This window comes from Bacillus sp. B4EP4a (assembly GCF_006680105.1).
Taxonomy (GTDB): Bacteria; Bacillota; Bacilli; order Bacillales; family DSM-1321; genus Peribacillus; species Peribacillus simplex_E.
Genome location: NZ_VHIK01000056.1, coordinates 41220 through 56502 on the forward strand (window position 1 = coordinate 41220; position 15283 = coordinate 56502).

Here is a 15283-nt window from a genome sequence, read left to right on the forward strand (position 1 = left end):
GGATATGGGAAGGTGCCGTTCTGTTCCATATTGGAACAAGCAGGTGTTCCAATATGGAACAAAAAAGTGAAGTAGTTCGCAGATGGCTGTCTTCACTTTGGTGAATATCTGAATTTTCTGTTATAATTAAATTGAATGAACAAATCCTAAATACTCTAAAATATTAAATTGCATATAATTTCATTAATGAAATTGAATAAAAAACAGTGGCCATTTTACTGGATTATACATACGGGAGGATTATTCAATGTCTGTTAATATTAGCGCGGATAAAGGAACCATACCGGCATTTATTCAAGAATCATGGCAGCGGTGCATTTCGAAGGGGCTTCAGCCAAGCAGGATGGATAAGGAAGATATGCTTGGTGCATTTGAGTTGGCCGAATACCACGAACGATATGCAGAACTCCTGTACCATTCTTCCCCCATTTTAGAAGAAGTTTATCGCTCGATTAATGGTTTGGAGTCCATATTATTACTTGCTGCTCCTGAAGGATATATCATCGAAACAGTTGGAGATCCAGCTTTCATTCGCCATGCAGATAATGTTTCCCTGAGAAAAGGGGCAAATTGGCTAGAGGAATCAAAAGGAACAAATGCAATAGGAACTGCCATAGTAGAAAAAAACCCAGTATTGATTCATGGCAGTCAACACTTTCATCAGGATAACCATTTCCTTACTTGTGCCGCATCGCCCATTTATCACCCCGATGGGCAGCTGCTTGGTGTTTTGAACTTAAGCAGTCATCAACAGAATTATCATCCTTTTTCCATTAGTTTAGTTCAGAGGGTGGCTGATAGCATCAAACAAGCACTATTATTGTCCCATACTCAAAAAAAGGAGAAAAACCTTTATTATATTTATGATTCATACCCTGATCCGTTAATTACCCTTGATAAAGAGGGGAAAGTTACAGATCTCAATTTAGCGGCGTCGCATGTTATAGGCACATTGAGAAAACCGGTATCGAATATAATATCAGGAACAGACCCACTTGTTTTAGAACAGAAGGTTTCAATTAAAGACCAGGAGTTCTTGGTACAAACCCTCGGCAATAATATAGAACATCAATCCTCCGTGATCGTGCGGTTAAAAAAACAAAAATTGATTGATGGTTTAACAACTAATCGTTATCAATTTACTGATATAATAAGTAATGATCCGCAAATGAATCAAACCATATCCATTGCTAAAAGAGCTGCAGCACTTGATATCAGCCTGCTAATCACTGGAGAAAGCGGAACGGGAAAAGAACTGTTCGCTCAATCCATTCATGGGGTTAGCTTAAGAAGTGATAAGCCATTCATCGCCATCAATTGCAGCGCAATTCCCGAAAACTTATTGGAAAGTGAGTTATTTGGGTATGAAAAGGGTGCCTTTACTGGCGCAAAAAGCGGCGGGCATAAGGGGAAGTTCGAAGCGGCTGATGGCGGAACCCTGTTTTTGGATGAAATCGGGGATATGCCGCTTCAAGCTCAAGCGACACTGCTCCGAGTGCTTCAGGAACGATGTGTGACGCGTGTCGGCGGACATGCTTCCATTCCCATCGATGTAAGGGTCATTGCCGCCACCAACAAAGACTTACAAAAAGAAATTGAAGCTGGAGAATTCCGTGCAGATCTATTTTTCCGTCTTTGTGGATTATCTTTAAAACTTCCAAATCTAAGGAGTCGTAAAGATTTATTGCTGTTAGCAGAATACATTTTAGCGGATTTACCTTATAAGAGTGAACATACCGAACTAACTGACGAAGCTAAAACATTCATTTTGGAATATTCGTGGCCAGGAAATTTCCGCGAATTACAAAACGTGCTCGGTCAGGCTGCATTCCTAGCTGATAATGGCCCGATTAGAAGGGACTTGCTTGTAGCACTTTGTCCTGTATCTTCCATTACACATGAGGAAGGGGCAAATGCCGATCGAGAACCAAGAAACTTTCAAGAACAAGAAACCCAACTTATCAGAAATGCATTGGAACGAACAAATGGAAATATCAGTAACGCCGCGAAACAACTCGACATCGGCCGAAATACGCTTTATAGAAAAATGAAAAAATATGGAATCAACTATCAAAAGTAAGAGTTTCATCGTATATAAAAAAACATGAATGATGCGTTTCCTTTTTATGACAATATCGAATTTCCGACCTGATTTGGTCGAATCTTTGTTATCGCAAGTAACTATATGCGGACCAGCATACCTTATCTCTTTATAAGCTACATTTCACCTTGAAAAACAATAAATAATGAAGTGCAGGAAATCAAAATCTCATATAGAATGATGTTATTGATATAGTATCTAAAATTCCGCAAGGGATGTGTGGTCAATAGTATGAAGTTGTCATCTGAACATACGAAGTATAAACATGTATTGATTCAATATTTGGAAGAAAATGAATCTGCGTTTTTAAATGAATGGAATGAGACTATTAAGATCAATGAAATAGACCCCTACAAAGAAAAGATTAAAGAAAATGGTTATGGGATGTACTCACTGGTCATCCAAACGTTCAAGGAAATATTGTCTGATGATGTGCTGATAAAATTGGCTTACCAGGTTGCAAAAGAACGTCTTGAAGCAAATATCAACATTGGGGATTTTCTATATAATATCAATTTGGGGAGAAATATCATAATTAGAAATGTTTTTGGGGCCAATATCCCAATTAATTATATGAAGAAATTCATTAATGACATCAACTTGCACTTTGATACGTTCAGCTACCATGCAGTAACTAGATATACGAATCTTACAAATGAAGTGATTGAGGAAAAAAAGTCTTATATTAGTGAAAACCACAAAGATAAATTAGCGGTACTGGGTCAGATATCATCAAGTTTTGTACATGAGTTCCGAAACCCTCTTACAGCTATCATGGGGTTCAATAAATTACTGAAGAGGGAGAACCCGAGCTTGAAATATTTGGATATCATTGATTATGAGTTAAATCAGTTGAATTTCAGGATAACCCAATTCCTCCATACCTCTAAATCTGATTTTAATGAGGAACAAAGAGAGGAAATTTCCGTGTTAAAGTTAATTGAAGAAATACAAGAACTGACATATGCAAATATAGTGGATGCCAGCGTTAATGTGGAAATAAATATTTATCCAAACTTTGTCATGACAGCGAGCAAGGATGGGTTAAAACAGGTGTTCTTGAATCTTTTTATAAATTCCATTGATGCCTTAAAGGATAAGGAACATCCTAGAATTTTGAGGATAAACTCTATAATTGAGGCGAATGAAAGAATAATCCGAATTTCAAATAATGGACCGGCCATTGCCAGTGAATTGATAGAATCTATTTTTGAGCCTTTTGTCACAACGAAGGAGCTAGGAACGGGAATTGGATTATACGTATGTAAAAAGATTATTGAAAGTAATGATGGATATATGAATTGTGTCTCCAATGAAAATTTAACTACATTCAGCATCCATTTCCCAAAAGTTCAGAACTGAATATATAATGGGTTAATATATCATATTGTGACTTTACATACAGCATTATATACATATCGATATTTTTCGACGCTTGTACATAGTTCTTTGATTAATAGTAGAAGGGCATTCCGGGTCTGCCGGTAATTTACATAAAATCATTCTCAGTGAAAATAAATCTATTTGGAAGGTGCCAAGAAATCATTTTGGATTTTAGCATCTTCTTTTTTATCCCTGTTATTTTTCAGTATATATGTGTGTCGAAATTTCAAAAGAAAACAATTAAATTGTCATTTTTGATTCGATTGTGAATCGAAAAGGGTTAATAATTAATATTTGAATCGAAAATTGAATTTTTGATTCAATATCGAATCGTTTTAAATTCATAAAAGCGTTAAACACTACTAAAATAACTATCCTTTTTTTGGCATGGATATTGCTTTTATAATATATGAATAAAATTTTTAGTGAGAGAGGGTGCTTTTATAAAAAAAGAAGAGTGAGGAAGGAATAATAGAGCTGGGTAACTATATTTTTACATAAAAGGACTTCACTCAACAAAAAGCAAAAAGTGCAATCAACCAGAACATTGTACTTTCCGTGTATTTCGTTGAGGGGCTGATGGTAGTAAAGAAGGATTATAAAAAGAAAGCGGATACAGTTAATAGAGTATATGCTGTGCAATATACATATATCGATTGTGAATTTGGCCTCATTAAAACTATTGATGAAACGGGATAAGACTGTAACCTTTTTTTGAATGAAAGATTTCTACTAGGGTACCCATGAGCAGTGGTTTACTGCTTACAAAACGGTAAATAGACAGTTTTAAAGGATGGTGACAATAGTGGCACTTCAAACAAATGAATTGAAACATGGTCTCAAGACCAGGCATGTCACAATGATTTCTATTGGCGGGGTAATTGGGGCAGGACTATTTATCGGAAGCGGAACAATAATAAATTCAGCAGGACCTGGTGCTATTATATCGTATATAATCGCAGGATTGATGATCGTGCTTATAATGCGCATGCTGGGTGAAATGGCTGTAGTAAATCCTGATAGCGGATCCTTTTCAACATATGCACATCAAGCATTTGGTCCCTGGGCCGGATACACGATCGGCTGGTTATACTGGTTCAACTGGGTTATCATCATTGCTATTGAAACTACATTATTGGGTACTATGATTCATGATTGGTTTCCTGGTATACCTATGTGGGCTGCTAGTCTATCTTTCCCTATATTAATGACGATTACTAATATCTATTCAGTCAAAGCTTATGGGGAATTTGAATACTGGCTAGCTTTCATGAAAGTGGCTGCCATTGTAATATTCCTCTTCCTGGGTGCCGCCATGATTTTTGGATTTGTTCCGGGTTTTGATTCACCAGGCCTTTCAAATATTACTGGGGATGGAGGATTTTTACCAAAAGGTTTTCTGCCTGTCCTTCTTAGTGTGATATTCATTACTTTCTCTTTATCGGGAAGTGAGGTAGCTGCAATTGCTGCAGGAGAGTCTGAAAACCCTGAAAAAAATATTATTAGAGCCATAAATAGTGTTGTATGGCGTCTCCTTCTTTTCTTTGTTGGTTCAGTGACCGTGTTGGTTCTCGTAATCCCCCAGGGGGCTGAAGATTTACTAAAAACCCCCTATGCCAGCGTATTTGATATGGCAGGCCTGCCGGCAGCGGGTCAAATCATGAATATCGTAATCTTCACTTCATTGCTTTCTGTTTTGAATTCAGGGCTATATACAAGCTCCCGTATGTTATATTCTTTATCAAAAAAAGGTGATGCACCGAAAATCCTTTCTCGTGTGAATAAGAGGGGAATCCCGATTTGGGCGTTAACGGCAAGTGTTTTCTTTTCTTATGTGTGCACGACATTTAAATTTGTTTCTCCTGATAAATTGTTTGCTTTTCTCGCAAACAGCTCTGGAGGAGTCACTATGATCATGTATATCTTTATCGCCTTTTCCCATCTATATTTACGGAAAAAGACGGAAAAAGAAAATCCCGGGACACTCAAAGTGAAAATGTGGCTATTCCCTTATTTAACCTACGCGACTATTGCCGTATTATTTATTATATTCGTTGCTCAGGCGTTTATTGATTCCATGAGATTGCAATTCTTTCTTACAACCCTTCTCACGATTCTAGTAATTGGGTCATACTTCCTGTTTTATCATAAGAAAAAGGTAATAACTCCTGAACAAGAAGCAACACTAAAAAAAATTCACGTTAAGGAAGGGTAACGGATGTAGTCGATTTTGTGTAATTATAGAAAGAAAAGATTGACTATTCTAATAAAACGCTGCTCTTCAAACAACCGTTTTCTAGCAAAAGGATATTATGGTAAACAGAACAAGGGCTACGGCTGTATTGACCCGAAGAGAAAATGAAATGATCGATCAAACCTTCTTTAACGCAAAATCCAGCCAGCATATGAATTCCAAAAGTCTTTTTTGAAGATGGGGAGACTCCTGTGGGAAAAGCGCGTCCAAGGGAGACCCCACAGGCGCAAAGAGCGCCGAGGGCGGAACGCCCGCGGAATGCGAGTACCCTACGTTCCAATCAACGTTCAAGTTTTTACAAACCCTCAAAAAAACATAGACAAACTTAATTTTTATCTAGTTTGTCTACAGTCTGAGCTGCTCTTAATGGGCAGCTTTTTTTCTGGTTCCATAAATGATCACATACATTTAATGGGGGGAATTTAAGCGTGTTCGTAATTGTGACTGCTATCAACCCCATTATGATGCTCATTCATTTGCAACTTTGAAATCCTTTGCTAGAATATAATCTATAGAAAAGATTAGGAGTGGTGACTGTGGCTGAAACTCCAGCTGAAGATTTGATTCATTATATTGCACCAAAAGGAGAGTATATCTCTTTTTTAGATGATACGGACTATATCGCTAAAGGATTGGAATGGAAATTATTCACTGCCCGTTCGGTAAAAAGAGAACTATTATATAAAAGCGGCAGTTTTCAAGCAAAAGTCAAATTAGCAGGCTATGAACAGTATGGAAATGGTCTAGACACTGTAGTCGTTGAATTTGAAAATGGTAAGCTTAGTTGCATTCACCCTTCCTATTTAAAGGAAATGCAAAGCTCCAGTTTCGGAAAAGAATTGTTGAGTGGACCGGTTTCCGAAACATCTGCAGATCCAATTGAAACTGAACAGGTAATGGAAGCACCAATTACGGAAAACTCTGATCAGCTAAGTGAAGAACCAAAAAAAGCAAAAACCAAAACTAAAAAGACGACAGCAAAACCTAAGTTAGACTTACCAGGGGAAAAAGTGCATTTCACTGCAACCGTCAAGGAGTTCACGGCGAAAATGAACCATTTCACTGGTGAAGAAGATGAAGTCATACTCTTGGAGAATGTCAAAGTGACAACGGAACCTGAATTGACAATCGGCGATGCTTGGTGTGGTTATAGCAAGACATTAAAAAAAGCTGAGCTCGAAGAAGGGGACGCAATCGAATTTGATGGAAAAGTGGTCGACAAAAAATACAATAAAGAAATACGGTATAAAGTAAATAATCCATCTAAGTTAGTGAAAAAGGGGATGGAAGCTTAAAAGCATAAGTTCTTGAATGAAAGGGAGTAAGCTACCGCTTACTCCCTTTTTTTGTTGTATTAATCAGTTTTCTAAAGAAATGAATGCTCATTGTGAACTTATTAGAATAGATGAGTCCATTCCTGGAATATATTCGTTTGTGGGAGATACAACATATAACCATTCTCCAATCGTATAGTTAAGGGTTTCGCTTTTGTGGTTTCATATATTCCAGTGTTGGGGATAATACATTATGATAATGGATTTATAAAAAGATTAGGGGGGGTTTATATGAAAGAATTATTTCGGTTATTAAAACAAGGTAATAAATCGGCGTTCATTGCTGCCTGTGTGAATAGTATCATCGCTGTGCTAAAGGGGATTGCTTATTTCATGACAGGGAATGTCGCTATGTTTGCTGAAACTTTACATACTTTGGGCGATGCTGCGAATCAGTTTTTCGTCTTCATTGGATCCGCACTAAGTAAAAAGTCACCAACTGATCGATTCCCTGATGGTTTTGGACGTTTGGTTAACCTCGTATTATTAGGGGCAGTATTGGTTGTCGGGATTATGTCTTATGAAACGATTAAAGAAGGGTTCCATCACATTTTGCACCCTGTAGAATCAACTGGTATCCTTATTAACTTGTCCGTCCTTTCCTTAGCGGTTGTGTTGGAATCATATGTATTATTTAAAGCGATGAAAGAAGTGGTGCATGAGACTGGAATCGAAGCTAAAGGAGCAGCCGTCATATTTAAGAGCTTCGCTGGTTTAAAAAGAGCAAAACCGGCGACGAAATTAGTATTCATGGAAGATATGGTAGCAACCGGTGGTGGGGTACTAGCGATAATTGCCATTTTATTAGCAAACTTCACGCCCTTCATCCAAGCGGAAGGCGTTGCTTCCGTCATGATCGGTCTCGGTATGTTCTATGTGGTTGGTAGGGTATTTCTTGATAATGCTGCAGGTGCTCTTGGGGAAGCCGATATTGAAATGCGACAAAAAATCGGAACTATGGTCATGGATGATCCAGACGTAAGGGATATACAGAAACTTGCCGTAATAAAAGAAGGGGAAGACTTTCATGTTGAACTTGAAGTTGAACTTGATCCCCATATTTCAATCGCCCAGGCGGATGACATTAAAGATCGGCTGTTTAATGAGATATTCAAGGAAAGAGGAGTAACGGATGTCATTATAGAATTTGATGAAAATGATGGTTTCCCAAAATGGGAAGGCCAGATAAAAAAAGAATTGAATGAAATGAAAAAAGAAAGGGAGTAGACGATGTTTAGAATGGCAGAATATAAAGTGGCCGGATAAAGATATTTGGTTGATTATAAAAATCATGAAACGAATGGCAATGCCTGTTCAATTATTCACGTACTTTCCTTGCGTATGCATTATAAGCTATCATGGACTTAGTTACATAAAGAAGGATTATGGAAGGGTGAATAAGAATGAAGGAACAAGGTATTAAGCTGGTTGCACTTGATATGGATGGCACGCTTCTCAATAAGGCTGGAGAGATATCCCAAGAAAATCGGAGAGCGATAAAAGAAGCAGAAAATCAAGGGATTTTTGTTGTATTGAGCACAGGAAGATCCTACGCGACATGCAGTGATTTTGCAAAGTCAATGGAACTCCAATCATACCTCATTACCGTTAACGGAAGTGAAATATACGATAATCAAGGAAAACTGGTGGAAAGGAATATCGTCGATAGTGAGTCCATACAATGGATGTGGGAATTAAGCCAAAAACATGGTACACATTTTTGGGCAATTAGTTGCGATAATATTTACAGGGCTGAAATGCCTGAAAAAATCCATGATTCGCAATGGCTTAAATTCGGTTTTGATACAACTGATGATGACGTCCGCAAAATTATCATGGATGAACTGGTATCAAAAGGAAACTTTGAAATAAGCAATTCTAGCCCAACGAATATTGAAGTGAATGCCATGGGCGTCAATAAAGCGAAAGCGATAAAGCTTGTATGTTCATTGCTCGATATTACGATGGATAATGTTATGGCAGTAGGTGACAGCCTTAACGACCTTGCAATGATTTCTGATGCAAAAGTGGGTGTGGCAATGGGAAACGCCCAAGAAATTGTGAAAGAAAAAGCAGATTGGGTTACAGCAACAAACGAAGAAGATGGTGTGGCTAAGGCCATTCGTAAATGGGCGCTTTCAAATTGAATCGAAACTGTATATGGGATGCATTCCATATACAGTTTTTTCATTGACATGGCGCTTCATGACAAGTTAATTCAGCTGCTGAATTAATTTCTTGAAAATTGTGTATTTTAGAAGTATGATAATCTTGTAGTGTTATATTTTGGTAATATATTAAAATGGGAGGTTTCATAGATGACAAGAAGTTTGCCTGAACAGTGGTGGAATCAATTATCTTTACCAGTTATCTCAGCACCTATGTTTTTAATATCCGGTCCTGAGTTAGTGAAAGAATGCTGCTTGAATGGGGTGATCGGCTCTTTTCCAGCACCGAATGCGCGGCCGATTGAGGTACTGGATCAATGGATGAGTGATATAAACGACACATTGATTGCCGCTAAGGATAAAGAACCTGGCTCAAAGATTGCTCCATGGGCAATGAATATGGTTGTCCACCGTACATATAGCCGTCTTGAAGAAGAGCTGGAATTGGTCAAAAAGCATCAGCCTCCCATCGTCATTACATCATTAGGTTCACCAAAACATGTGGTGGATGTCGTACATAGCTATGGCGGGTTGGTCTTTTCGGATGTCAGCTCGGTGGATTTTGCAAAAAAAGCTGCGGAGTCAGGTGTGGACGGATTGATCTTGGTTGCTGCGGGAGCCGGTGGTCATGCTGGTGAGATAAATAGCTTTGCTTTCGTGGACAGCGTAAGGACATTCTGGGACGGAATCATTTTGCTTGCCGGATCCATCAGTACTGGTCACAGTATCTTGGCAGCTCAGGCTGCAGGAGCGGATCTTGCATATATGGGTACACGTTTTATCGTGGCTAAAGAGAGCAGGGCCAATGATGAATATCGTGAAATGCTTGTCGATTCTGATCATGATGACATCATCTTGACTGATGCATTTTCAGGCGTTAATTGTAATATGCTGAAACCGAGCATCAGAAAGGAAGGATTGGACCCTGAACAATTAGCCAAAAAAGAAAAAGTCGATTTTGACAGCATGTCCAAATCATCTGAATCTAAAGCGTGGCGTGATATTTGGTCAGCGGGTCATGGCGTAGGGGCGATTAAAAAAATAGATACCGCCGCCGGCATCATAAAACAATTAGAAAAAGAATATCAGCAATCCTTAAAGAAACTGACCGGGCAGGCGGAAAAATTAAAAGGCATTATATCAAAATGATATGTAAGCGCTTCATTTAATTATGCTAATATAGCTAATTAAAAGGGTATCCATAATGGATACCCTTTTTTTGCCATGAAATATAGAGGGAATTTTAACAGCCGATGATAAGGCCTTAATCAATAAAAAGGCAATCTAAACAGAATATAAAGAGATAAATAGTAGATATAGGATGTAAGACAGTGAAAAAGTATTGATAAAAGAATGGATAAATGTTATATTATTTTCGTGTTAATGACCAAATGAATGATATAGTCATTAGTTATTATTTGCTTGAAAAGTAATATATATTAATGATTAAGATAGTGAATTTTTAAATATATTGCAGAAGCAAATGAGTTAAATATGTATTCTTCAATCCGTTTTTCACCGAGATAGATTAAATAAACGGCATATTCGTCGTATAGGAGGGCTTGGTAGGCGTGTTAAAATCTTTAAAGGGTGAATTTTTAGCCATAATAAAACATCCTATGATACTCATTTCGATAATAGGGATCATACTGGTTCCATTATTATACAGCGGCACTTTCCTGTGGGCATTTTGGGATCCATATGGTAAGGTGGACCAATTGCCTGTTGCCATTGTCAATATGGATGAGGGTGCGGAGTTCAATGAATCGGAACTTACAATAGGAAAAGATTTAGTCAAGGAGTTAAAGGAAAAGAAGGATTTCGATTGGCATTTCGTCAGTCAAAAAGAAGCAAATGAAGGCCTGGAAAAACAAGATTATTACATGAAAATAGAAATCCCGAAAAACTTCTCTAAAAATGCAACGACCTTACAGGAGGACAATCCGGAAAAACTTGATTTAATTTATACGTCCAATGAAGGGTTCAACTATATTTCCACCAAAATAGGTGACGCAGCTTCGGAGAGAATTAAAGGGGAGGTTTCGTCAGCCGTTACGAAAACCTATGCGGAGTCAATGTTCGATAATTTGAACGAAATGGCTGACGGACTCAAAAGTGCCAGTGACGGAGCTGGAGAATTGAAAGATGGAACGGATACAGTGAAGAACGGATCAAGTGAACTTGGTGATGGGATTAACTCGGCTAAAGAGGGTTCCAAAAAAGTCGATGAAGGAATTGATTCCCTTCATTCAGGTTCTGTCGAAATCCATGAAAACCTGGAAAAATTAGCTGAAAAATCATTGACCTTTTCGAATGGAGTCGGTTCGGCAGCTATAGGATCAAAAGAACTCAATCAAGGGTTACAACAGTTTAGCTCTGGTGTTGGACAAATGAAAGATGGGCAATCCGAGCTTTTGCAAGGAGCCAAGAAATCTGAAGCGGGTACTGGTGAATTGGCCTCTGGACTGCAACAGTCGTTAGAGGGCTTCAATCAAATCGAAGAAAAGCTGCCCGCTTTGACAGATGGAGCAAATGGTGTAGCTGCTGGAGCTTCCCAACTTTCAGGTTCATTGTCTGAATGGAGTGCAGCATCGAACGAAGCAAAAGCTGGGGCATCTGAAGTTTCTGCAGGTTTGGATGAGGTAATTTCCGGATTGAAACAACAATCTGAAGCTACGGATGATCCTGCAGAGAAAGCGCGTTTGGAGGGAGTGATTACTTCTCTAACCCGCATCAGTGAAGGTAGTAAAGGAGTATCTGAAGGAGTAGGGGAACTATCGGCAAGTGCAACTGAAATTGCTAAAGGCTCAAATAGTCTTAGTGCTGGAGCTAATCAGTTAGGTGAAGGCACAAGTGCAATAAGCGGCGGTTTCACTCAATTGAAGCAAGCTCAGGATAAACTCGCCAATGGGGCGGATGAACTGAAAAATGGTCAAGGTCAATTGGTATCTGGCTTGACAACATTTGGCGATAGTATAGATTCAGCACAAAGTGGGCTTGGACAGTTAACCGAAGGCAGCAATAACTTGGTAAGCGGGCTTGATCAGCTTGAAGATGGCTCCAAGCAATTATCAAGTGGAACCTCACAGCTTTCCGAAGGTTCGAAAGGTCTGGTTACAGGAACGGATAAGCTGAAGGAAGGTTCATCCAGCCTTACTAGCGGAATGGGAGAACTGGCAAATGGAGCCATTAAGTTACAAGATGGAATCGCCAAACTTTCAGATGGATCTGCAGAATTACATGACGAATTAAGTGATGGGGCAGACGAAGCAGGTAAGATAAAGTCCAATGAAGAAGTATATGACATGTTTGCGAGCCCAGTTAAAGTGGATAAATTACCAATTAATAATGTCCCGAACTATGGCACTAGTTTTGCACCATATTTAATTTCATTAAGTTTATTTATCGGGGCTATCGTTCTGACGATCATTTTCCCGTTAAAAGATCCTGCTGTTAAACCTGCGAGTGGATTTAGCTGGTTTATTAGTAAATACAGCGTCATGGCACTCATAGGAATCTGTCAAGCCATATTGGTGGACTCGATTTTAATTTTAGGTCTTGGAATCAATGTTACGAGCCTGCCGCTATTTTTTGCAGTAAGCATTCTTGCTAGCTGTACATTCATGGCAATCATTCAGTTCCTGGGTTCGGCCTTTGACAATCCTGGCCGGTTCATAGCATTATTGGTTTTGATTCTGCAACTGACCAGCAGTGGCGGAACATTCCCAAATGAATTAGTTCCTGGCTTCTTGCAAGGATTCACACCGTTCCTACCGATGACATATTCTATTAATGCTTTCCGTGCAGTCATCTCAACAGGAGATTATAGCTTCATGTGGCATAATCTTGGCATGTTGGCCATATTCCTCGTTGTGGCATTAATATTATCACTTCTTTACTTTATTTATCGGTATAAGATATTGAACGGCGCATTAAATGAAAAACAGGAAGAAGCAACTGTATAATGATCAAAAAACAGCGACCCGTCATGGGTCGCTGTTTTTTAATAAATATCAGGAAATAAGTGAAATGCAGGGAAATAAAAGTGCCCCTAAAATAACACCCATCGTAAAGAAATGTATTTCCTGTTCTCATTGAATGAGCAATTTTGTGACAAAATTTTGGTGCAGCCTGTACAATGAAGTATTTTTGCAATCAGCTATACCCTTGTCTTTTGAGAAGCAGGTGCATATTTCTTCATTGGATTTTTTGCTATGACTTCCTTTAAATAAGGATGGCCAGAAGGTCCTGGTTTTCTCATGAGTTCCATTAGGTAAGATATATCGTCCATAGCCCTGTGTGTTTGGAAATTTGTGATATTATGTGCCTGCAGTAATGTTAAGAGTTTACTATTCTCAAATCCGTATTGCTTCCAAGGAACATTCCGCATCGTACAGAACCACTTTTGATCATTGATTTCCGGATACATTTGGTAAAGGAAACTTCTATCGAAAGAAGCATTATGTGCGAAAATCGAATCGGTACGGGCAATGAAGGATTTAATTTTTTCATCGTGAAAACTTTTTCCTTCTACGGAGCTGTATGGAATTCCATGAATTCTGTACGCTTGATCATAATTCCTTCTTGCTCCATAGGAGAGAGGCTCCCTTAAAAATGATTCCTGATCAATAAGATTAATAATTTCCCCTGTTTCACTGCTGTATGTAAAGAGTATAAGAGCAAGCTCGATGATTTCATCTGAAGAGGGACGTAAACCAGTTGTTTCTACGTCAAGCACTAAACCTAATCTATTAGACAATTTTTTTTCCTCCAGTTGGGTTACATTCTTCTATTATAGCTGACATAGGATAGCTATTGAAAGTGTAAGGATTGTTTTAAAGTAGCATTTTTAACTTGAAAAAAATAGTCATTCCTGAAAAATGATTGGTAGAGCAAGAGAGAACTAACAATGCTAAAAAAAAGATAGAGTATTGCTTTTTTCAAAGCATTCTCTATCTTTTCTTATCCATTGAAGTTCATAAGCATTGCAAAATGCATTCCAATTCATCTTCGGCAATTCGTATGAATTCTTCGTTTTTTTGAAGACTGAAAATGTTCTTGGATTGTTTTATATAGTGCAGTCCTTTTTCAGGTTGTTGAAGATGAACTAGATTCTTACCAGTTAATAGATGGAGTTCCGCATATAAATATAATGATTCTATCGAATTACAAATGTTGATCCCTTTAAGGGTATAATTTAATGATTCCTGATAATAATGAAGTTCAGTCAATGTTTGTGCCAATCCATGAATGATCTTCAAGATAATGGTACCTTCTTGATTCACATGGGGAATATTCTCGATAAATTCCAGTGCTTCATTGAAGATGTTGATGGCCTCTTCATAATTCTTCGTTTTAAAATGGATAATTCCGATACTATTTAAAACTTCTATCTCCTGTTGATGAAGAATGACCCGTTTACCCATGGTAATCTGAATGGCCTCATTCAATAATTCTATGGCCCTTTGTTTGTCATTGTACAAATAAAAAAAAGAGATACCTTCATGCCATTTCAAGAATTGATAAAACGATATCGATTTTTCCGGTGCAGTTGCCATTTCTTTTTGGACGATTTCATAAATTGCTTCATAATTACGTGTGCGTTTGTATTTGTTAATCAAAAGTTTAATGGTTTCTATGTAATTATAAATCGGTTCATTTTTGGTGGTGAAGAAATACGGCAGGTCAACTTTAAGTTTATCCGCAAAAAGTGCCAATTCATCAATTGTTGGAGAAGTGATGCTTCTTTCATAATCTGACAGGGCATTAGGTTCACATATATCCCTAGCCAGTTCTTCTCTTGTAAGATTTTGTTTTATTCGTAATTCGTTGATAACAGAGCCAACCTCAATTTTCATTACAATTGCTCCTTTGTACCTATGTCTAGAATTCTATTTTAACATAATTTTATTTTTATAAGAACGATAATTGAAAGATAGTATGATATAACTACTTTACGTATATTCCTATAGTATTCATCCAACAAAAAAAATGAAGAACGACTTTTTATTGAAGCGAAAAATGCAAGACGTCTTTTCTATAT

11 protein-coding genes are annotated in these 15283 nt (G+C 38.0%); 9 read left to right on the forward strand and 2 right to left on the reverse strand.

Annotated features, from left to right (window positions below):
- The first annotated feature begins 247 nt into the window (after window positions 1–247).
- From FNK51_RS23200 to FNK51_RS23235, 9 genes are all read left to right on the forward strand, one after another.
- Window positions 248–2080: a sigma-54-dependent Fis family transcriptional regulator gene (locus FNK51_RS23200; RefSeq protein ID WP_141994826.1), complete on the forward strand. Its 1833-nt coding sequence runs from the start codon at window positions 248–250 to the stop codon at window positions 2078–2080.
- Between the two features lie 252 nt (window positions 2081–2332).
- The gene (locus tag FNK51_RS23205; RefSeq protein ID WP_063235023.1) at window positions 2333–3463 is read left to right on the forward strand and encodes a histidine kinase N-terminal domain-containing protein; all 1131 of its coding nucleotides are present in this window, start codon (window positions 2333–2335) and stop codon (window positions 3461–3463) included.
- Window positions 3464–4277: 814 nt separating this feature from the next.
- A complete protein-coding gene (locus tag FNK51_RS23210) occupies window positions 4278–5699 on the forward strand; it encodes an amino acid permease (RefSeq protein ID WP_480339483.1) in 1422 nt (473 codons plus the stop codon).
- Window positions 5700–5738: 39 nt separating this feature from the next.
- Complete coding sequence (locus FNK51_RS27605) at window positions 5739–5846, forward strand: hypothetical protein (RefSeq protein ID WP_480339484.1); 108 nt, start codon at window positions 5739–5741, stop codon at window positions 5844–5846.
- Between the two features lie 428 nt (window positions 5847–6274).
- Entirely contained in the window at window positions 6275–7033 is a 759-nt protein-coding gene (locus tag FNK51_RS23215) for a hypothetical protein (protein WP_286178841.1), read from the forward strand.
- A 270-nt stretch (window positions 7034–7303) separates the two neighbouring features.
- Window positions 7304–8299, forward strand: coding sequence for a cation diffusion facilitator family transporter (locus FNK51_RS23220; RefSeq protein WP_141994828.1), 996 nt, complete (start codon window positions 7304–7306; stop codon window positions 8297–8299).
- Window positions 8300–8475: 176 nt separating this feature from the next.
- On the forward strand, window positions 8476–9219 hold the full coding sequence (locus FNK51_RS23225) for a Cof-type HAD-IIB family hydrolase (RefSeq protein WP_141994829.1): 744 nt from the start codon (window positions 8476–8478) through the stop codon (window positions 9217–9219).
- A 171-nt stretch (window positions 9220–9390) separates the two neighbouring features.
- Window positions 9391–10389 carry an NAD(P)H-dependent flavin oxidoreductase gene (locus tag FNK51_RS23230; protein WP_141994830.1) on the forward strand — a complete coding sequence of 333 codons (999 nt, stop codon included), beginning with the start codon at window positions 9391–9393 and terminating at the stop codon, window positions 10387–10389.
- Between the two features lie 422 nt (window positions 10390–10811).
- The gene (locus FNK51_RS23235) at window positions 10812–13205 is read left to right on the forward strand and encodes a YhgE/Pip domain-containing protein (protein WP_141994831.1); all 2394 of its coding nucleotides are present in this window, start codon (window positions 10812–10814) and stop codon (window positions 13203–13205) included.
- Between the two features lie 194 nt (window positions 13206–13399).
- Here FNK51_RS23235 and FNK51_RS23240 read toward each other — a convergent pair whose 3' ends face one another.
- Both FNK51_RS23240 and FNK51_RS23245 read right to left on the reverse strand, forming a co-directional pair.
- Window positions 13400–13999: an exonuclease domain-containing protein gene (locus tag FNK51_RS23240; RefSeq protein WP_098369506.1), complete on the reverse strand. Its 600-nt coding sequence runs from the start codon at window positions 13997–13999 to the stop codon at window positions 13400–13402.
- Window positions 14000–14216: 217 nt separating this feature from the next.
- The gene (locus tag FNK51_RS23245; protein WP_141994832.1) at window positions 14217–15098 is read right to left on the reverse strand and encodes a helix-turn-helix domain-containing protein; all 882 of its coding nucleotides are present in this window, start codon (window positions 15096–15098) and stop codon (window positions 14217–14219) included.
- Between the last annotated feature and the right edge of the window lie 185 nt (window positions 15099–15283).